This window comes from Clostridium minihomine (assembly GCF_900240385.1).
Classification (GTDB): Bacteria; Bacillota; Clostridia; order Oscillospirales; family Acutalibacteraceae; genus Faecalispora; species Faecalispora minihomine.
This window is the reverse complement of the sequence record NZ_OEQH01000005.1, coordinates 91,212-109,984: the sequence shown is the minus strand read 5'-3', so window position 1 is coordinate 109,984 and position 18,773 is coordinate 91,212. Positions and strand designations below refer to the sequence as shown.

At 46.7% G+C, this 18,773-nt stretch carries 17 protein-coding genes and 1 riboswitch; of the genes, 6 read left to right on the top strand and 11 right to left on the bottom strand.

The window, feature by feature from the left end:
* Positions 1 to 34: 34 nt before the first annotated feature.
* The 5 genes from C1A02_RS11795 to C1A02_RS11775 form a co-directional block, all read right to left on the bottom strand.
* Complete coding sequence (locus C1A02_RS11795; RefSeq protein ID WP_101698435.1) at positions 35 to 1,174, bottom strand: acyl-CoA dehydrogenase family protein; 1,140 nt, start codon at positions 1,172 to 1,174, stop codon at positions 35 to 37.
* 33 nt (positions 1,175 to 1,207) lie between these two features.
* Entirely contained in the window at positions 1,208 to 2,629 is a 1,422-nt protein-coding gene (locus C1A02_RS11790; RefSeq protein ID WP_101698434.1) for a D-lactate dehydrogenase, read from the bottom strand.
* A gap of 115 nt (positions 2,630 to 2,744) precedes the next feature.
* A complete protein-coding gene (locus C1A02_RS11785) occupies positions 2,745 to 4,301 on the bottom strand; it encodes an L-lactate permease (RefSeq protein WP_101698433.1) in 1,557 nt (518 codons plus the stop codon).
* Between the two features lie 113 nt (positions 4,302 to 4,414).
* Entirely contained in the window at positions 4,415 to 5,956 is a 1,542-nt protein-coding gene (locus tag C1A02_RS11780) for an acyl CoA:acetate/3-ketoacid CoA transferase (protein WP_101698432.1), read from the bottom strand.
* Between the two features lie 108 nt (positions 5,957 to 6,064).
* Entirely contained in the window at positions 6,065 to 6,844 is a 780-nt protein-coding gene (locus C1A02_RS11775; protein WP_101698431.1) for an enoyl-CoA hydratase-related protein, read from the bottom strand.
* Positions 6,845 to 7,234: 390 nt separating this feature from the next.
* Here C1A02_RS11775 and C1A02_RS11770 point away from each other — a divergent pair, with 390 nt between their 5' ends.
* The 4 genes from C1A02_RS11770 (at position 7,235) to C1A02_RS13875 (ending at position 10,918) form a co-directional block, all read left to right on the top strand.
* Positions 7,235 to 8,377, top strand: a complete 1,143-nt coding sequence (locus C1A02_RS11770) for an acyl-CoA dehydrogenase family protein (RefSeq protein ID WP_101698430.1) — start codon at positions 7,235 to 7,237, stop codon at positions 8,375 to 8,377.
* 322 nt (positions 8,378 to 8,699) lie between these two features.
* Positions 8,700 to 9,155: a MarR family winged helix-turn-helix transcriptional regulator gene (locus C1A02_RS11765; protein WP_101698429.1), complete on the top strand. Its 456-nt coding sequence runs from the start codon at positions 8,700 to 8,702 to the stop codon at positions 9,153 to 9,155.
* Positions 9,131 to 9,919 (top strand): electron transfer flavoprotein subunit beta/FixA family protein, encoded by a 789-nt coding sequence (locus C1A02_RS11760; RefSeq protein ID WP_101698428.1) that lies wholly within the window; start codon positions 9,131 to 9,133, stop codon positions 9,917 to 9,919. Before C1A02_RS11765 ends, C1A02_RS11760 begins: the two co-directional genes overlap by 25 nt.
* 12 nt (positions 9,920 to 9,931) lie before the next feature.
* Entirely contained in the window at positions 9,932 to 10,918 is a 987-nt protein-coding gene (locus C1A02_RS13875) for an electron transfer flavoprotein subunit alpha/FixB family protein (RefSeq protein ID WP_101698427.1), read from the top strand.
* Positions 10,919 to 11,218: 300 nt separating this feature from the next.
* On the opposite strand, the gene C1A02_RS11750 is transcribed toward C1A02_RS13875, so the two are convergent.
* The 5 genes from C1A02_RS11750 to C1A02_RS11730 form a co-directional block, all read right to left on the bottom strand.
* A complete protein-coding gene (locus C1A02_RS11750; RefSeq protein WP_101698426.1) occupies positions 11,219 to 12,232 on the bottom strand; it encodes a GGGtGRT protein in 1,014 nt (337 codons plus the stop codon).
* Between the two features lie 12 nt (positions 12,233 to 12,244).
* Complete coding sequence (locus C1A02_RS11745; protein WP_101698425.1) at positions 12,245 to 12,937, bottom strand: iron-sulfur cluster assembly scaffold protein; 693 nt, start codon at positions 12,935 to 12,937, stop codon at positions 12,245 to 12,247.
* 4 nt (positions 12,938 to 12,941) lie between these two features.
* On the bottom strand, positions 12,942 to 13,475 hold the full coding sequence (locus C1A02_RS11740; RefSeq protein WP_101698424.1) for an inorganic diphosphatase: 534 nt from the start codon (positions 13,473 to 13,475) through the stop codon (positions 12,942 to 12,944).
* Between the two features lie 39 nt (positions 13,476 to 13,514).
* Positions 13,515 to 13,587: riboswitch (Fluoride riboswitch) on the bottom strand.
* Positions 13,588 to 13,866: 279 nt separating this feature from the next.
* Positions 13,867 to 14,607, bottom strand: coding sequence for a YebC/PmpR family DNA-binding transcriptional regulator (locus tag C1A02_RS11735; protein ID WP_101698423.1), 741 nt, complete (start codon positions 14,605 to 14,607; stop codon positions 13,867 to 13,869).
* Between the two features lie 45 nt (positions 14,608 to 14,652).
* Positions 14,653 to 15,231 (bottom strand): flavodoxin family protein, encoded by a 579-nt coding sequence (locus C1A02_RS11730; RefSeq protein WP_101698422.1) that lies wholly within the window; start codon positions 15,229 to 15,231, stop codon positions 14,653 to 14,655.
* A 600-nt stretch (positions 15,232 to 15,831) separates the two neighbouring features.
* On the opposite strand from C1A02_RS11730, the gene C1A02_RS11725 reads away from it, so the two are divergent.
* Positions 15,832 to 16,455 (top strand): superoxide dismutase, encoded by a 624-nt coding sequence (locus C1A02_RS11725; RefSeq protein WP_101698421.1) that lies wholly within the window; start codon positions 15,832 to 15,834, stop codon positions 16,453 to 16,455.
* Positions 16,456 to 16,510: 55 nt separating this feature from the next.
* Here C1A02_RS11725 and C1A02_RS11720 read toward each other — a convergent pair whose 3' ends face one another.
* Positions 16,511 to 16,903 (bottom strand): hypothetical protein, encoded by a 393-nt coding sequence (locus tag C1A02_RS11720; protein WP_243578005.1) that lies wholly within the window; start codon positions 16,901 to 16,903, stop codon positions 16,511 to 16,513.
* 591 nt (positions 16,904 to 17,494) lie between these two features.
* On the opposite strand from C1A02_RS11720, the gene ytvI reads away from it, so the two are divergent.
* A complete protein-coding gene (ytvI, locus tag C1A02_RS11715) occupies positions 17,495 to 18,649 on the top strand; it encodes a sporulation integral membrane protein YtvI (protein ID WP_243578004.1) in 1,155 nt (384 codons plus the stop codon).
* Positions 18,650 to 18,773 lie beyond the last annotated feature (124 nt).

The window sequence follows — 18,773 nt, the reverse complement described above, 5'->3', positions numbered from 1 at the left end:
CACAAATTAGAATCAGTGGGTTTGCCAAACACAATCAAATGCGTCCGATTGTATTGTTGGCAACCACTATACGCTGAATTTCATTGGTTCCTTCAAAGATCTGGAAGATTTTTGCATCCCGCAGCAGTTTCTCCACCGGATATTCACGGCTGTAACCATAGCCGCCAAACACTTGAATAGCTTCCGAAGCCACCTCCATCGCAATATCAGAGGCATAACATTTTGCAATTGCCGATTCTTTGCTGTAGGGCTGGTTCAAATCCATCAGGATAAGGGCGTGGGCCACCATCTGGCGGGCAGTTTCAATCTTGATGGCCATATCGGCAATTTTAAATTGCAGCGCCTGGTTTTTCAAAACCGGTTTGCCGAACTGAATACGCTCTTTTCCATATGCAATGGCTTCTTCCATACCGCGCTGTGCAATACCGGTGGCAATGCAGCCCATCCACGCGCGAGCCTGATCCAGCGTTTTCATAGCGATGGAAAAGCCCTTGCCTTCGGCACCAATTAAGTTGGATGCGGGGATGCGGCAATCTTCCAAAACAACGTCGCAAGTGTTTGAGGTACGGATTCCCATTTTGTCTTCTTCATGTCCGGTGGAAAGACCGGGCGTATCTTTCTCAACCAGGAACATAGAGATTCCCTTAGTGCCGGCAGATTTATCGGTCATTGCGGTAACACAATAAAACGAAGAAACAGCGCCGTTGGTGATAAAGCATTTGCGTCCGTTTAAAATGTAGCTGTCACCGTCACGAACGGCTGTGGTTTTTCCGGCAGATGCGTCAGATCCGGCGCCGGGCTCTGTCAGGCAGAATGCGGCAAAACCGCCGTCTACAATCAACTGACAGGCACGTTTTTTCTGTTCTTCGGTTCCGCCGATCAAAACCGGTTTCATTCCCAATCCGCTGGCAGAGATAGTGGTAGCAAAGCCTGCGTCAGCAATGGCCATCTGTTCGATTAAAGCAGCCACCGACACACGGTCCAATCCGATGCCGCCGTATTCTTCCGGTACCTCAAGCATGTGCAGCTGCATTTCAATGGCTTTGTCATACATTTCTTTGGGCCATTCGCCGCTTTTATCAAATTCCTTACATTGTTCTTTCACTTCGTTGTCGCAGAATTCCTTAACTGCGTCCAGTAATTCTCTTCCTTCATCTGAAATGATGTATGCCATAATTGACTCCTCCACTCTTTTCTTTTGTTTGGATTACAGTCTGTAACAAACCTTGCCCGGGTTTAAAATATTTTTGGGATCAAAAACAGTCTTCATCTGTTTCATCAGCCTCATGTTAACCGGGCCGGCCATTTCTTCCAAATAAGCTTGCTTTCCGTGACCAATTCCGTGTTCACCAGAAATAAGTCCGCCAAATTCGGTCGCCTTGGCATATGCTTTATTCATAAAGTCGGCTACCTGTGCCTTAAATTCCTCTATCTTCATATCATTTGAGCAAGTGTAAATATGAAGGTTGCCGTCACCGGCATGGCCAAAGCTTTTCACCTGGAAGTTATAATCTGGGGTAATGGATTTGATATAGGTCAAATACTCGGCAATTTTGCTGGTCGGAACAACCACATCGCATTCATCCAGCAAATCAGTCTGGGACTCAATGGCTTCCAAAAATGAGCTGCGGGCAGCCCATGCGTCTTTTTTCAAGGCGGGGGTATCTGCTACCAGCACATCCAGTGCTCCGGCTTCCAAAACTACCTCTGACGCTTTTTCAATGATTTCATCCAGCTGGTCTGCATTTTCCCCGTCAAAGGTAATCAACAGGTAAGCGTTGACCTGACTGCCCTCAAACTCTTGTGGGAACACGCTTTTGCCCAAATACTCTTCAGACGAAATCACGATTTCCCGCTCCATAAATTCCAAAGCCTGGGGCTGCAAATGTGCCAGCATCATTTTGGGAACGGCAGCAATGCATTCTTCCAGATTCTCAAACAGAACAATCAGGCTGACCACCTCTTTGGGCTGAGGAATCAGTTTCAGGGTCAGCTCGGTAATGATCCCCAGTGTTCCTTCGGAACCGATCATCAGGTGCAGCAAACTGTAACCGCTGCTGCTCTTCGATACACTGGCGCCCAGATGAACAATTTCACCGGTGGGCAAAACTACGGTCATAGCGCGAACATAATCACGGGTGGTTCCGTATTTAACTGCGCGCATTCCCCCGGCATTGGTTGCCACATTGCCGCCCAACGTGGCAAACTTCTCACCCGGATCCGGCGGATAAAGCAGCCCTTGCTTTGCGACATCTTCGGCCAAATCATTGAGCAGCACACCCGACTGTACGCGCACATTCAGGTTTTCTTTGTCATAGCCCAAAATTTGATTCATCTTGGTGGTGGAGAGCACCACGCCGCCGCAGATGGGAACCGAACCGCCGGCCAGGCCGGTTCCGGCGCCCCGGGGAGTGACGGGAATACTGTTTTCAAAACACAGCTTCATAACGGCTGCCACTTCTTCGGTCGTTGTTGCTTCAATGACCACTTCCGGAGCAGCCTTTCCGTAAATGGGCATTTCGTCGTGGGTAAAGTCATCGTTGATATCTCCGTTCACGGAAACACGCCCTGGAGCGATTTGCCTGAACTGTTCGATTAACTCAGGGGTGACTTTGCTAAATTGGTTCATACGTTACATTCCTTTCCTACTGCTATGATTTCATCGGGAGCAAATTCCCAGCTTGTTTTTATAAAATCAAGTCTGAATGAACAAAGGCGCCGGCCCAATTACCGTGCTTTTTTACTTATAGGAACATCAGTAACCCGCGTCCAAAATAAGCAATGAGCCCAAACAGAACAATGTAAAGCACATAATATTTTAAGGTAATACGAAGAATCTCGCTTTCCTTGCCGCTGTTTCCGGTAGCAGCAAGCGCAACAGAGATATTTTGGGGAGAAATAATCTTTCCGGCAGTAGCACCCATAATATTGGCTGCGACCAGCCAGATTTCCTCAATCCCAATGACGCTGGCAGCCTCTGCCTGCAATTTGCCGAACAGCACACTGGAAGAAGTAGCACTTCCGGTGACAAAGGTTCCAATCGAACCGATAAGAGGTGCAAAAAACGGATACGCTGTGCCGGTAACCGCCACCAAAAAGGCTGCAATGTCACGGGTCATGCCGCTATAACCCATAATTTTTGCCGCTGCCAAAATGGTTACCAAAGTAATGATGGTTTTCAGCATCTGCTTTAGGGTCTGCCCCATCACCTCAAGCATTTCAGACACACTGGCTTTTTGCAGCAAACCGCCAAGCACTGCGGCAATTAGAATCAACACACCGGGTGTCGTCAGCCAAGAGAATGTGTAAGGGGCAGCTCCTTCGCCGGAATAAATTACCACGCTGGTTTTTACCGAAGCCAACAGATTATAGATGGGCGGCACCAGCTTGGAAACGGTAATCAGAAAGACAAAGATTAAGAGAAACGGAGACCAGGCGACGGCCGCTTCCCGAAAGCCAATATGCTCTTGAGCCGAAAGCTCTGAATCACTTTGGGGAGCAATCTTATATTCTTCCGGTGTATTCTTACAGAAAATTTTTGCCGCTAAAATGGTCAGCAGCATGCTGGCTACAGAACCGGTCACCGCCGGTAATTCCGCCCCGATAAAACGAGAGGTTATTAGTTGAACCACCGCAAAACCAAGACCGGAAACCAGTGCGATATGCCAGCTGCTTTTCAGGCTTTTCAACCCGCCGCCCGCAATCGTCACCAACAACATCGGGGTAAAAATCACCATCAAAAACAGCTGCAAAGAAACAGTTGTGGCCACAGAAATGGGGTCGAATCCCGTAACCGAGGCGATGGTAACAGTGGGAATTCCGATGGAGCCAAACGCGGTGGGAGTAGCATTTGAAATTAAACAGATAACCGTTGCAAAAATGGGGTTAAACCCCAAGCCGCACAGAATGCTGGCAGGGATGGCAACTGCGGTGCCAAAACCGGCCATGCCTTCCATAAATCCGCCAAAAGCCCAAGCAATAATCAGCACCAAAACCCGCTTGTCATTTGAAACCGACGTCAGCATGTTTTGAATTTTGTTCATCGCCCCGGTTTTCACCGTCAAATTATAAGTAAAAATAGCGGCAATAATCACAAGAGCAATGGGCCAAAGAGCCATAACAGCGCCCTCAAGTCCGGCAGTAAACACTTCCATTCCCGGCGTTTTCCAATACAAAAGCGCCAACACAATCGCAATAAGCAAAGCAACAGGGCAAGCCTTATAAGCAGGCATTTTTATGTAACATAAAGAAACCACAAGCCACAAAATCGGCATCAACGCTAAAATGAATTTTAAGAACATATTCACCCTCCTCGCAAATTCTCTTTCAGGCAGATTTTTGCGAGAGCTGAAACGACCAAAAGGGAAAAAGGCCGCGGGGCTGAAAAATGGAAGATGGCGGCCTTAAACAAAGGTTATTTCAACCCCATAAGACTGTCTGAAAAAATACGGGTATCCATTAATCTATGGTCTATTTTGGGCTCAAAGCCCATTAGGTCAATGATTTGGGTATGCAGATCAATTCCAGGGGCAACCTCTGTCAGATAAACGCCATCCGAGCGAAGTTCAAACACAGCGCGTTCCGTAATGTACATAACGGGCTGATTCACCCGCTGTGCGTATGTTCCAGAAAAAGTAATTTGTTCTACCTGATCGATAAATTTCTTTGACCGGCCTTCCTGATCGATAATCAGCTTGCCGTTTTCCACATGGGTTTTCAGCCCATCAGCGGTGAAGGTGCCGCAGAAAAATACCTTTTTAGCATTTTGAGTAATGTTGATAAAACCACCGCAGCCGGCAATTCGGGGGCCAAATTTTGAAACATTGATATTGCCGCAGCGGTCTGCTTGCGCCAACCCCAGAAAAGCACAATCCACGCCTCCCCCATCATAAAAATCGAACTGATAGGGCTGATCTAAAATTGCTTCGGGGTTTACGGAGCCGCCAAACCTGGCCCCTCCCTGCGGTATGCCGCCTACAGGGCCCGATTCTACAGTCAAAGTCATATAGTCGCCGATTCCTTCTTCACTTGCCACCATAGAAATATATTCCGGAATACCGATCCCCAAATTCACCACAGAGTTGGGAACCAGCTCCATTGCGGCCCGGCGGCCAATGATTTTCTTGGCGCTCATAGAAGGGTAATTCAGGCTGTTCAAAGGCACCCGGTATTCGCCACACATGGAACCGTCGTAATCGCAGCCCACGCACTGTTCGTGATCGGTGGGATCCTCAGAAACTACAAGAGCATCCACATAAATTCCAGGGATCTTAACCATCTTAGGGTCTAAAGTTCCATTTTCTATGACTCGTTTCACCTGAACAATCACTTTACCGCCGCTGTTGTGAACGGCCTGTGCAATTGAAGTGGCCTCAATGGTTGCCACTTCATGATCCATTGTTACGTTACCGTTTTCATCCGCATAGGTTCCGCGGATAAACCCAATTTGCAGCGGCATGGCCTTGTACAGAAGCTTTTCTTGCCCTAAAATTTCTACCACCTGAACCAAGTCTTCTTTGGTTTTGTCATTTAGCTTTCCGCCCTCCAGGCGGGGATCCACAAAAGTATTGAGTCCCACATGGGTAATGGTGCCAATGCGGTGGCCGGCAATATCGCGGTATAACTGAGACAGAGTGCCCTGCGGGAAGTTATACCCTTCGATTTTGTTTGCCAAAACCATTTCCCCCAGCCGCGGCACCATGTTCCAGTGCCCGCCAATCACCCGCTTTATCATTCCCTCATGGGCAAAGTGGTCGGCTCCGCTTCCGTCTCGGTTTCCTTGAGCGGCAGCATAAAAAAGAGTAAGATTTTTGGGTGAACCGGTCTCTAAAAATCTTTTTTCCAGAGCACGGGTCAACGCTTCAGGCATGACGCTGGCAACAAAGCCGCTGGTGGTAATCGTGTCCCCATCCTGTACCCAGCCGGCGGCACAAGCCGCAGTGATAATAGGCTTCATGATATGTTCCCTCCCTGTTCATACTCCGATAAGAAACAGACATTCCGAAACCAGTTGTTTCGGAATGTCCCAATATTTACTTGTCAAGTTGCTATGTGTGTTTGCTGTTTATTTTCCGATAAAGTGTTTTTCTTTTCTTTTTTCCAAAAATGCGGTCATGCCTTCCTTTTTATCAGCGGTGGAGAAAGACAAACCAAAAAGATTGGCTTCGAGTTTCAGTCCGCTGTTTAAATCGGTATCATAGCCGGTGTTGATTGCCTGTTTTGCTAGGGAGATTCCCAAAGGAGCATTATTTAGGATGCGGCCGGCCATTGCTTTGCAGTAATCCATCAGCTCAGCCTGAGGAACTACCTTATTGGCAAGGCCAATGCGATAAGCTTCCTGCGCATCAATCATATCGCATGTAAAAATAAGTTCTTTGGCGCGGCCTTTTCCCACCAAACGAGCAAGACGCTGAGTGCCGCCAAAGCCGGGCAAAATACCCAGTCCGCATTCAGGTTGGGCAAACTTGGCGTTTTCGGCAGCAATGCGAATGTCACAAGCCATTGCGATTTCGCAGCCTCCGCCCAAAGCATAGCCGTTCACAGCAGCAATGGTAACCTGGGGCATTTCTTCCAAACGGCTGAATGCTTCTTTTGCCAAAAGCCCCATAGCACTTCCCTCTAAGGGCGTCGCGTTAACCATTTCAGAAATATCGGCACCGGCAACAAAAGACTTCTCACCAGAACCTGTGAGAATCACAACTCTGACATCTTCACGTTTTTCGATTTCAGCCAAGCAAGCGTTTAACTCACCCAAAGTCTCACTGTTAAGTGCATTCAGTGCCTTTGGACGATTAATGGTTAACAACGCAATCCCCTTTTCGATTTCCAAACTCAGGTTACTCACAACAAAAACCTCCTTAAATAAAAAATAATTGTAGATGATATGCACAACACATTTCTCTTTCGGATTTATTATGGCTTATTTATTTACTTGTGTCAAGAACAATTTTTATGTAGAATATTTCGTAATGCAAATAAAAATCAAGAAAAACACGAAGTCTGTCGCTGAAAACACAAGCACAGATTGAATTTAAAAAATTTGTGACTGCCATTGAAACCATAGCAGCCACAAAATTTCAAGTTTTTCAATTTTGATTTTGTTTGATTTTTCAAAAAATCCATTGACACCGGGCAATATTTATGTTAAGTTTGCAGTGTAAACAGTTCTTATCCCGAAGTATTTGCATGAGGAACTATTTGGTCGATCCAGAAAGGATAGAAAGGAAGTAAGATTATGAACCTTACACTTAACGATCAACAAAAGCGCATTCAAACTCTTGCCCGAGAATTTGCAGAGAAAAATGTAAAACCGGGTGCGATTGAACGGGATGAAACATCGACATACGATGTAAGCCTGTTCAATAAAATGGGCAGTTTGGGATTCATTGGCTTGCCCTATCCCGAAGCACTTGGCGGCCAGGGCATGGGCTATTTGGAATATGCCCTTGCTGTGGAAGAAATTTCTAAGATAGACGCTTCTTTGGGTATTTCCTTCTCGGTAGCCACCTCGCTCTATTGCGGCACCATTTTTAATTCCTCCGCACCGGAAAACATTAAGAAAAAGTTTATGGAGCCGGTTCTTTCCGGGAAGCACTTAGGCGGGTTCGGCCTGACCGAACACAGCGCAGGCTCTGATGCCGCGGGGCAAACAACCATCGCCACAAAAGACGGCGACAGCTACATTATTAACGGCGCCAAATGCTTTAACACCAACGGCCCGCTGGCTGACTACTATGTTATTTACTGCTTGACCGATCCCTCAATCGGAACCAAAAGCATGACCTGTTTTGCAGTACCGCGCAGCACCCCCGGTGTTTCTATTGGACATATTGAAAACAAGATGGGCATTCGCTCTGCACAGGTTTCTGATATTGTGCTGGACAATGTCCGTGTACCGGCCGAATATATGCTGGCACAACCCGGCGAAGGCTTTAAACTGGCCATGAAAACTCTGGATTGCGGACGTATTGGTGTCGCAGCTCAAGGTTTGGGAATTGCCGAAGGCGCTTTTGAAATCGCACGCAAATACATGATGGAGCGCGAGCAGTTTGGCAAGAGCCTGAACAAACAACAGTATTTGGCCTTTAAGATGGCGGAGCTTTACACCAAAATTGAAGCCGCAAGACTGCTGGTTTATCGGGCTGCTTTGGTTCACGATGAAGGCGGACGCTTCTCTGTGGATGCTGCGATGGCAAAAATGACCGCCACCGATGTTGCCATGGAAGTTACCACCGAAGCAGTTCAGATGCTGGGCGGTAACGGCTATATGCGTGAATATGAAGTGGAGCGCATGATGCGCGACGCAAAAATCACTCAGATTTATGAAGGTACCAACGAGATTCAGCGTTTGGTGATCAGCGGCCAGATTTTCCGCTAACATCAGAACTGTCCATATTTCCATTTCGGTATCTCCTGTTATCATCGTCTTTTATTTCCGGCATTGAAAAATGCCGGAAATATTGTTTTTTAGCTGTCTAAAAAACCGTTTTTCTCCCTTTCTTACTATTTTTTTGGATTCCGGAATATTATGACAAAACAAGTTGAAATAGTGCCTGTAAAACGGTATACTGGTTTCAATGAAACCGTCTTTTTGGACAGCTTTGTTTTTTATTTTGAGCGGACTTTGAATCCTTTTCGGACATGTTCCGATGTGGTATTTTTAGAGAAACCGCCTGAAAACAGGAGGACATGTAGTTACCATGAAGTTTAGCAACTGTATTAATTATTTATTGACCATATCGCAGCACGAAGTATTTCAAAACTTTTTTACCCGCCTGTCTCCTTATGGGATTACGCCGGGACAGTATGGAGTTCTGAACTGTTTGTGGGAAAACGGCCCGACCACCCCCAAAGAAATTGCCCGCTATCTTCGGTTAGAAAACTCTACGGTTTCCGGTGTTCTGGATCGAATGCAGCGCCGGGGACTTATTGACCGGGTGGTGGATCCCAATAATCGCCGAAGCATTCAGGTGGTAGCTTTGCCAGAGGCACAAGCCATCAAAGACAACGTGCTGAAAACAGTAGAAGAACTAAATATTGAAATTTTGCAAGACTTCACACCGGAAGAAAAAGAGATTTTAATGAAGGCTCTGTGCCGAATTGGTCGGATAGAAGATGAGGAGTCTGCCTTATGCGACACGACGGACGAACCCTAAATATTCTCGTCTGTGTAAAACAAGTAACTGATTTGGGCGCAAAGCGGCCGGAATTTTCCAGTTCTTCCGCCGACGCCCCTTCGGTTCACCTTAACTCTTTTGACAGCTATGCTCTGGAAGCAGCCGCACGCCTGCGAGACAAAAATCCAGACATACACATTACCGCCTTGTCTTTAGGCCGAACTCAAGAAGACGAGGCTTTGCGCCAAGCTTTGGCCATTGCCGCTGACGAGGCTTTTCTTGCTGTGGTGCCGAATCCGGATTTTTTAGATCCTTTGTCGGTGAGCCGCCTGTTGGCTCAGGCGATTCAAATGCTGGAGGCAAAATTGGGAACAGTCGATCTGATTTTTTGCGGGCAGCAATCCACTGACAGCCAGTCTGCCCAAGTGGCCCCCCAATTGGCCCAGTTGTTACATCTGCCCGTGGTGTGCCATAGCCTGGAAGCAGAATCTGCCGACAAAACTTTGCGGATCAAACAGAAAACATGGCAAGGCATTCGAATCGTAGAAGCAGAGCTGCCCTGTGTTGCCGCCTTTACCAAGCCGGTTTGGAGCCCCAGGCTCCCTACTGTAAAAAGCAGTATCACGGCCAGCCAAGCTATCATTCCCACCCTCGAAATGCCGATTCTTCCCGTTCCCGCTCTGACGATGCAAACCAAATGCTTTGAAGCTCAAAAGGCAGGCGGATTGATGATTCGAGAAAAAGAAGGGAAAGCATCTGCTCAAAAACTATACCAGCTTTTGAGCACGGCCGGTGTGATATGAGGATATGATCAAATGAAAAAAGAGATTTGGGTTTTAATGGAACCGGGAAAAACCGAAGGATTCAGTGAAGCTTCTCTTGCTTTGCTCAATCCTTGCCGAACCATAGCAGATTCGCTGAAAGCCACTTTAACTGCCGTGGCTTTTTCCGGTGATGCGGAACAAGCGGCTAACACGGCGGGGGCCTATGGTGCAGATCGGCTGTTGTTGGCGGATTTTAATCCCCCTGATCCGTCCAAAGCTTTGGCAGATCTGGCAGAACAGGAACGTCCCTGGGCGATTCTGGCCGCGGCCTGCGATGATGTTCAGGAATGGCTTTCTCAATCCGCCGCCCGGCTCAACACCGGTTTTGTTTCCAACTGTTCCGGCTTTGTCTTAGATGAGAAGACTGACTGCCTGGTTTGGACCCGCCCGATTCCGGGTGAAAACTGCATGTGTGACATCACCTGCCCGGTTCTTCGCCCGCAAATCGGGACAATTCGACCCGGTATATGGAAGAAGAAACAACGCTTAGAAAATACTTTTCCCGCTTCAATCAGCCGTTTCACTCCCACTCAAAGCGGCTCTGCCCGCGTTCGCGTACTGGAGCTGATGCAAAAACTGACTGAGGATGGAATCGATTTAGAAAATGCGGATATTATTGTATCCGGCGGCAAAGGCGTTGGCGGGCCGGATGGGTTCGCCCCGCTAAAAGAATTAGCCGCCGCTTTGGGCGGAGCAGTGGGGGCTTCCCGCACTGCTGTTGACCGGGGATGGATCTCCGGCATTCATCAGGTGGGGCAAACCGGCCATATTGTTTCCCCAAAACTTTATATTGCCTGCGGCATCTCAGGAGCCATTCAGCATCTAACCGGGATGTTGGGCTCCGGCACCATTGTGGCCATTAATACGGATCCCAATGCCAGTATTTTTCAATATTCCGATTATTGCATTGTGGGCGATCTGTTTGAAGTGGTTCCTGCTCTTACAGAAGAGATTATCCAGCATCGAAATTCTTTCTGATATTCAGATTTCATATGTGGTAAAAAACAGCTCATGCCCATTCACAATTTATGGGACTGCTCACATACGGAATGCTCGGCTGCTGTTTTCATCCTTTCAATCTGTAGCCAAAAATCAAAAAAGCTGTATTATCTGATGCGTTATCAGATAATACAGCTTTTTCTGTTTGAATATCACAATTCAATAAAAATCCAGCGTATTGTATTCCTTATTGTCCAAGGTCATAAACCATCTTGGACAAGCCGAACCGAGAGCGACAAACCGTTTTAAGCATTCCACCCGTGTCAACCAATCAACCGTTTACAAAGATGTTCCATTCTTTAGCGCTTCTGCAACGGCTACTGCCACGGCGACGGTTGCCCCGACCATGGGATTGTTGCCCATGCCAAGAAAGCCCATCATTTCAACGTGTGCCGGAACGGAACTGGAACCTGCAAACTGCGCGTCTGAATGCATGCGCCCCATAGTGTCGGTCATACCGTAAGATGCAGGGCCTGCCGCCATGTTGTCCGGGTGCAGCGTGCGGCCCGTGCCGCCGCCAGAGGCCACGGAAAAATATTTCTTACCCTGCTCGATACACTCTTTTTTATAGGTTCCGGCTACGGGGTGTTGAAAGCGGGTGGGGTTTGTAGAATTGCCGGTAATCGATACGTCCACACCTTCCAGATGCATAATGGCTACACCCTCGCGTACATCGTCCGCACCGTAGCAGCGCACCAGCGCCCGTTCCCCCTTTGAATAGGCATGCTCACGCAAAATATCGATCTTGCCGGTGGCATAATCGAATTGCGTCTGTACATAAGTAAAGCCATTGATGCGGGAAATAATCTGCGCCGCATCTTTACCAAGCCCGTTGAGGATAACACGAAGCGGCTCTTTGCGGGCCTTGTTTGCATTTTTCACGATACCGATAGCACCTTCGGCGGCTGCAAAACTTTCGTGCCCGGCAAGAAAGGCAAAACACTTTGTTTCATCACGCAGCAGCATTGCTCCCAGATTTCCATGTCCTATCCCAACCTTGCGGTCATCGGCTACGCTGCCGGGGATGCAAAAGCTCTGGAGCCCGATGCCGATAGCCTCCGCTGCATCCGCCGCCGAATTGACACCCTTTTTAATAGCGATAGCTGCTCCCGCAGTATAAGCCCAGCCAGCGTTTTCAAAAGCAATCGGTTGGACAGATTTCACAATGTCGTAAGGAGAAACACCGGCTTGATTACAGATGTCTTTGGCCTCCTCGATGGTAGCAATACCATATTCGTTCAATACGCCGTTGATTTTATTGATGCGGCGCTCATAGCTTTCAAACAATGCCATATCTATCCCTCCTTATTCGTGGCGCGGGTCAATGTATTTTGCGGCTTCAGAGAAGCGGCCATATGTGCCCTTTGCCTTTTCCAGCGCAGTGTTTGCGTCTTCGCCTTTTTTAATAAAGTCCATCATCTTTCCTAAACCGATAAACTCATACCCGATGATCTCATCCTCTTCATCCAAAGCGATCCGGTTAATATAGCCCTCGGTCAACTCAAGATAGCGGGCTCCCTTGGCCTTTGTGCTGAACATTGTACCGATTTGGCTTCTCATTCCTTTTCCCAAGTCCTCAAGGCTTGCGCCGATGGGCAATCCTTCCTCTGAAAAAGCTGTTTGGCTGCGTCCGTAAACAATCTGCAAAAACAGTTCACGCATAGCAACGTTGATGGCATCACAAACCAAATCGGTGTTTAGGGCCTCCAGAATTGTTTTGCCCGGCAGAATCTCAGAGGCCATTGCAGCGGAATGGGTCATGCCGGTACAGCCGATTGTTTCTATCAAAGTTTCTTCAATCATGCCATCCTTAACATTCAGGGTCAGTTTACAGGCACCCTGTTGCGGTGCACACCAGCCGACACCATGCGTCAAACCAGATATGTCCTTGATTTCCTTGGCCTGCACCCATTTGCCCTCTTGGGGTATCGGGGCCGGGCCATGATATGCACCCTGGGCAACCGGACACATATTTTCTACTTCTGCTGAATAAATCATGCGCTCACTCCTTATCAAAAGTTTTTCTGTATAGTGTTATGGCAGCCTCGATGACAGTACGGGCTTCCTCCGCGTCTCCAAGGCTTTCCACGATGCTCTGCTTCCCTTCAAGCTGTTTGTAAACGGAAAAGAAGTGCGACATCTCGTTGAAGATGTGCTGCGGCAAATCCTGAATCGATTGATAGCCGTTATAGTTTGGGTCCCCCTGCGCAACAGCTATGATTTTTTCGTCCCGTTGATTTCCATCGATCATTCTGATAACACCGATGGGGTAACAGGGGATAATCGACAAAGGCGTAAAAGTTTCATCGCTCAAAACGAGAACATCCAGCGGATCATTGTCTTCCGCCAATGTTCGGGGAATAAAGCCATAGTTGGCGGGATAATGTGTAGACGTGTATAAAACACGGTCTAGCCTTAAAAATCCCGTTTCCTTATCAAGCTCATATTTCGACTTACTGCCGCGTGGTATTTCCACCACTGCGTCAAAGTGCGAGGCGGAAACCCGCGCCGGATTCATCTCATGCCAAATGTTCATAATACATCCCTCCAAAAAATAAAAAAGCCGATGCTTCTGCTCATAGCAGAAGTCATCAGCTTTGTAAGCGGTTTCGGCATAGCCGTGGGAGAACTTCTTTCCCAAATATTATTATAGCATAAAGAAATTTGTCTTTCAAGATGAATGTTTCAGGAAACGATGCAAGCGGTTAAACGGCAAGCAAAAAGCATATTTTCACAGCCCCGGGAGAGCCGTGAAAATGCTTGTTGGGGAGCTTAGCACCATTGAGGATTTCATTTAAATACAGATGAACCGCAATGTTTGTATGTAGCAATACAGTTCCGTTGTATATCACAACTCAATGATGTTTTACACCACTCATCTAAAACCCCTTACTGTAAAACACCTGTAACCCGCATAAACACTGAATTTATTCAGCATCCTCTGCATTTTCCCAGTTATGCCATACGTTCTGAATGTCGTCGTTATCTTCCAGATGATCCAGCAGGCGCTGCATCTTTAAGACGGAGTCCGGGTCATTGAGTGCGGTATAGGTGGTGGGAACCATCTCTACTTCCGCTGAAACGAACTCATAGCCTTTTGCTTCTAAATCAGACAAAACAGCACTGAAATCGTCCGGTTCGGTATAGATTTCAAATACATCTTCGTCCGCCTGAAAATCAGACGCCCCGGCTTCCAGGCAATCGCCCATTACCGTATCTTCAGACAAGCCTTCCCGCTCAATCACCAGAACACCCTTTTCAGAAAACAGGAAAGAAACACACCCGGAAGTCCCTAAGTTTCCGCCAAATTTGTCAAAATAATGGCGCACATCCCCTGCCGTACGATTCCGGTTGTCGGTCAACGCTTCCACAATAACCGCCACTCCGTTGGGGCCATAGCCTTCATAAACAATGCTTTCGTATTTGGAGCCGTCGCCTTCTCCTGCCGCTTTTTTAATAATGCGCTCAATGTTATCGTTAGGAACATTAGCCGCTTTTGCCTTGGCAATGCAGTCTTTCAGCTTGGCGTTGGACTTGGGGTCCGGCCCTCCGCCTTCTTTCACCGCAACCGCCAGCTCTCGCCCGATTTTAGTAAAGATCTTGGCTCTGGCACCATCTATTTTTTCTTTCTTACGTTTAATGGTACTCCATTTTGAATGGCCTGACATATGAATTAGCCTCCCATAAAATAAGCTATTAGATAGCTTATTCTATCATATTTCACCAGTCATAGCAAGCGCTGCCTGGCGTGCCTGACTAAGGATCTCTGCCGGGGCCTTGCCATTCGGGGCATGATCTGTGTCCGGCCAGGCAACCACATGCTGCAACCGGGTGTTCATAATGGTAAAGGCCAATTCCAGCTGACGGGTCATCACCTGCACCCCCTGCGCATCCCGGGAACCATAAGCCGTCAGGAATACCGCTGTTTTCGGCTTTTCAATGGGGGGGCGGATTCCCATGGCAAACCGGGCCTCAAAATACCTTTGCCAGCGATCCATCACCGCTTTAAATGGTGCAGGAAAACTCAAATGATACACCGGCGCCGCCATTACCAGGTAATCCGCTGCCCGAAGCTCCTGGTCAAACTCGTCCAAATCCGAAAAAACACAGGCCTCTTTGGTCTGACAGTAGCCACAGGCAATGCAGGGATGGTAATTCCCCCGATAGGCGTCAAAGCTTACAACCCGAACGGCCTGCCGGTCAACTTCCTGCAAAAACGCTTCCAGAACTTGAGCTGTAGCTCCCTTTGGGTGCGGGGAACCGAACAACACCAGCATATTCTTCTTTTCCATACCGCAAAGACCAACCTTCCTGATTTAATGATGAGTATTGTATCATGGCAAAGTAAAATCTGCAAGATAACTGAAAATCGTAAATTTTAAACATAAAAATAATAATCATTATCTTTTAACTCTTGATTTCTTGGAAAAAATATGCTATTATTTATTTACAGCATAGAAACGAATCATGCTGACAATCCGTAAAAATCCAAAGATTACAATAGGGATCGCTGCTTTTTCACAAGAAAGGTGTAGTATTTCACAAACATGGTATAATAACCTCACGGCATAATGAAACGAAAAGTTTTTGATGCCTGAGTGAACCGAAAGCCATAACTCGTGCTTTTTGCACGAAAGGGCTACACCGCAAACACGGCTTTGCTGTTATGTGGTATCAACCTTATACTACGAAAACCCCGCAAAAAGCATCTGTCTGTTGCAATCGTATCAAACTCAATCAACCCGTAAAATGGTTTTGGCCATTTTATAGACTGCAGCGGCACTTTTGAATGTAACATAACCTGAAAAGGACAAAAACATCACAATTAGTTGCTGCATTTTTGTTAAAACAAAGTTATAATAGACTAACAAAATCTGAAAGGGAGTGTTTTTATGTTCGAGCAAGTAAAACTTTCTTATGAATTCAATGCACTGGAGCCTTATATTGATGAAGTGACTATGGTGACTCATTACAGCAAACACCACGCAACCTATACCAAAAATTTCAATGCCGCAGTGGAGAAGCTGCCAGAGCTTTCCGGCAAATCTGCAGAAGAGATTTTTGCACAGCTGGACAAGATTGAAGACAATGCACAGCGCAATGCGCTTCGTAACAATGGCGGCGGGTTCTATAACCATAACCTGTATTTCGATACCCTTTCTCCCAAAGGAAAAAATGCTCCCGAAGGCAAACTGGCTGCAGCGATTGACCGCACCTTTGGCAGCTTTGAAGTTTTAAAAGAAAAACTGTCTGCTGCTGCATTAGGGCAGTTCGGTTCCGGCTGGGCGTGGCTTTCTGCCAATGCCAACGGCGATGTAATGGTTTCTTCCAGCGCCAATCAGGATAACCCCATTATGGAAACCAAAGGCGAATGGCGGCCGATTCTGGGAATTGACGTATGGGAGCATGCGTATTACCTCAAATACAAAAACCTGCGCCCCGATTATGTGGAAGCATTCTTCCATGTGGTAGATTGGGATAAGGTAGAAGAGTATTACAATAAAATCATTGATTAAAATTTCGATAGAAAAGAGCGGCAGGATCATCCTGCCGCTCTTTTTTGATATATTTTTATGACTTTCGAATAAATGGTACCTTACATATTGGGCAAGTGATTTCAATTTTCCCGCGTCCTTTCGGCACACGCAAACGCGTGGTGCAATTAGGACATTTGTAATAGCGGTAAATTTTATGATCCTGCAAAGATTTCTTCTTGGTACGAAACCACGCGGGAACCCGGTTCCAATACTTCAGGAACAATTGATTTTCCTGATACCTGCGCGAAATATCCCGAGAAAAGATTCGAAACATACTCCACACAAACACCGCATAGGCCAGTATCATCAACGGAAAAAACTGAGTCATCCGGGCAATCGCCGCCAACAGCATGTAAACAACCAAGCTGCCGATCATCAGTTGATCTCCGCCATACCTCCCATACATCGCTCTTCTGATTCTTTCCAACAATCCCGATCTCCTCTTTTCTATCGCGATAACACAAAAAGCGTTTTCTTCTCTGTATACAATAATATAGAGCGGCAAAATCTTTGTCAAGATTAAAGCCGCAGTATTTACATTCTGTACTTATTTAAAGAATTTCGTTTCCACTTATGTCACAAATCAGAACCTTTTAGCGGCCTCTCGCCCCACCTTGCACCAAATTTTTTCTCTTTCTTGCCGGTATAGAAACAAAAGTGTTTCCTTTCAACAGGACATTCCTATTTTGAACCAAATACATTCTTAAAATAGTAATAAAAAATTTACGGTTTATTTACTGGATTTGACAAGATCCGTTTTGACGCATGTCTTTTTTTAAGGTATAATAACGCCACAGGAAAAACTAAGCTTTGGGTGGCTGAAAGAACAGTAAACCATAGCTCGTGCTGCCACAAGAGAGCGGCGGCACTGCAAAACACATTCTATTTTTATTCTGTTATTTTTAACTGATATGCGAAATACTATGAGATTTATCTGCCGCAAAGGCAAAAAATTTTGCTTTTGCGCGGCGAAAAAATATCAAAAAAAGGGGGGCTTCTCCTGTTTGACAAGCTGCAAATGACCCGATTAAAACCACTGTTTCTATTTTTTATCGGGTACACCATCTGCTTTTATCTGTTTACGTTTACCTTGCGGTTTACCTTTCCCTTTGTGGCAGGGTTCCTGTTAGCGCTGCTGGTGCAGCCTGTAATTCGTCTGCTAAGGAACAAGCTGAAATTTCGTCCGGGGCTGGCTTCTGTTTGCGTCACCCTTTTGTCCTTTTTCCTCTTATTCGGCATTGTGTTCCTGTTGGGCTACTGGCTGATTACCGAGATTACCACTTTGGTGGTCAAGCTGTCTTCTTTCGACACGGCCAAAATCGCCGAGCCGCTTAATGACCTGTTGAATCAGATGGGTGGCTACATCAACCGCATCAATATTGATTCTGAGTTTATCCGCCAGAATCAGGAACAGCTGATTAAATTCGTGCAAACAGGTGCAGGAGTCGTTACCTCTGTTTTGAACACCGTTTTAAAAATTCTGACTTCTCTTCCTGCAATCTTTACTATGTTCATTGTCATGGTGTTTTCCACTTACTTTTTTTCAAAGGATATGCCGGTTATCAAACGCCATGTAGCATCGTTTCTGTCTCAGAACACGGTAATTAACATTCGTTCCGCATCTCGCCACAGCCTGGCCATGAGCGGCAAACTGTTCTGCTCTTATATGCTGATTTATCTGATTACCTTTTTAGAAACACTGGTGGTGTTCTTTATTTTGGACGTCCCCTATCCGCTGGTTCTCAGTATTATCGCAGGCTTTGCTGATATTCTGCCCGTTTTGGGCCCCGGTACGGTTTATGTGCCGATGGCTGTGGTCTATCTGGTTCATGGGGATTATTTCACTGCGGCCGCTTTAATTATCAGCTGGCTGTTAATCTCGACCATCCGGCAGGTCATCGAACCCAAAATTGTTTCGGCTTCTATTAACATTCATCCCCTATGCATGTTGGCAGCCATTTATTTTGCACTCATCGCCGGCAAAATCAGCACGCTGATTTATATGACTTTACTGTTTGTGCTGTATCAGGTTCTGTCTCGTTCCGGTAGCTTGCCCACGTTATTTGAACCGGAACCGGCGGTGGCAAAGCCCACGAAAAAGCCGATTGCTCCGGTGCCCCCCGAACCTGCTGAAACACCAAATAATCAGCCACACACCGAAAAACAACCGTAATTATATCCAAAATTTACAATATTGTAATTAGAAAATACACTCGCGCTTATTGACATCTGTAAGCGCGAGTGTTATATTCAAACTGTACTAAACAAAATAATACACTAGGAACAGTGAGGTGAAC

Bases quoted from the DNA above. Each gene is read 5' to 3' on its own strand.
- C1A02_RS11790 (WP_101698434.1), bottom strand. From the start codon at position 2,629: ATGAACCAATTTAGCAAAGTCACCCCTGAGTTAATCGAACAGTTCAGG.
- C1A02_RS11750 (WP_101698426.1), bottom strand. From the start codon at position 12,232: ATGGCATTGTTTGAAAGCTATGAGCGCCGCATCAATAAAATCAACGGC.
- C1A02_RS11725 (WP_101698421.1), top strand. From the start codon at position 15,832: ATGTTCGAGCAAGTAAAACTTTCTTATGAATTCAATGCACTGGAGCCT.
- C1A02_RS11770 (WP_101698430.1), top strand. From the start codon at position 7,235: ATGAACCTTACACTTAACGATCAACAAAAGCGCATTCAAACTCTTGCC.
- C1A02_RS11765 (WP_101698429.1), top strand. From the start codon at position 8,700: ATGAAGTTTAGCAACTGTATTAATTATTTATTGACCATATCGCAGCAC.
- C1A02_RS11785 (WP_101698433.1), bottom strand. From the start codon at position 4,301: ATGTTCTTAAAATTCATTTTAGCGTTGATGCCGATTTTGTGGCTTGTG.
- C1A02_RS13875 (WP_101698427.1), top strand. From the start codon at position 9,932: ATGAAAAAAGAGATTTGGGTTTTAATGGAACCGGGAAAAACCGAAGGA.
- C1A02_RS11745 (WP_101698425.1), bottom strand. From the start codon at position 12,937: ATGATTTATTCAGCAGAAGTAGAAAATATGTGTCCGGTTGCCCAGGGT.
- C1A02_RS11780 (WP_101698432.1), bottom strand. From the start codon at position 5,956: ATGAAGCCTATTATCACTGCGGCTTGTGCCGCCGGCTGGGTACAGGAT.
- C1A02_RS11760 (WP_101698428.1), top strand. From the start codon at position 9,131: ATGCGACACGACGGACGAACCCTAAATATTCTCGTCTGTGTAAAACAA.
- C1A02_RS11730 (WP_101698422.1), bottom strand. From the start codon at position 15,231: ATGGAAAAGAAGAATATGCTGGTGTTGTTCGGTTCCCCGCACCCAAAG.
- C1A02_RS11740 (WP_101698424.1), bottom strand. From the start codon at position 13,475: ATGAACATTTGGCATGAGATGAATCCGGCGCGGGTTTCCGCCTCGCAC.
- ytvI (WP_243578004.1), top strand. From the start codon at position 17,495: ATGACCCGATTAAAACCACTGTTTCTATTTTTTATCGGGTACACCATC.
- C1A02_RS11735 (WP_101698423.1), bottom strand. From the start codon at position 14,607: ATGTCAGGCCATTCAAAATGGAGTACCATTAAACGTAAGAAAGAAAAA.
- C1A02_RS11795 (WP_101698435.1), bottom strand. From the start codon at position 1,174: ATGGCATACATCATTTCAGATGAAGGAAGAGAATTACTGGACGCAGTT.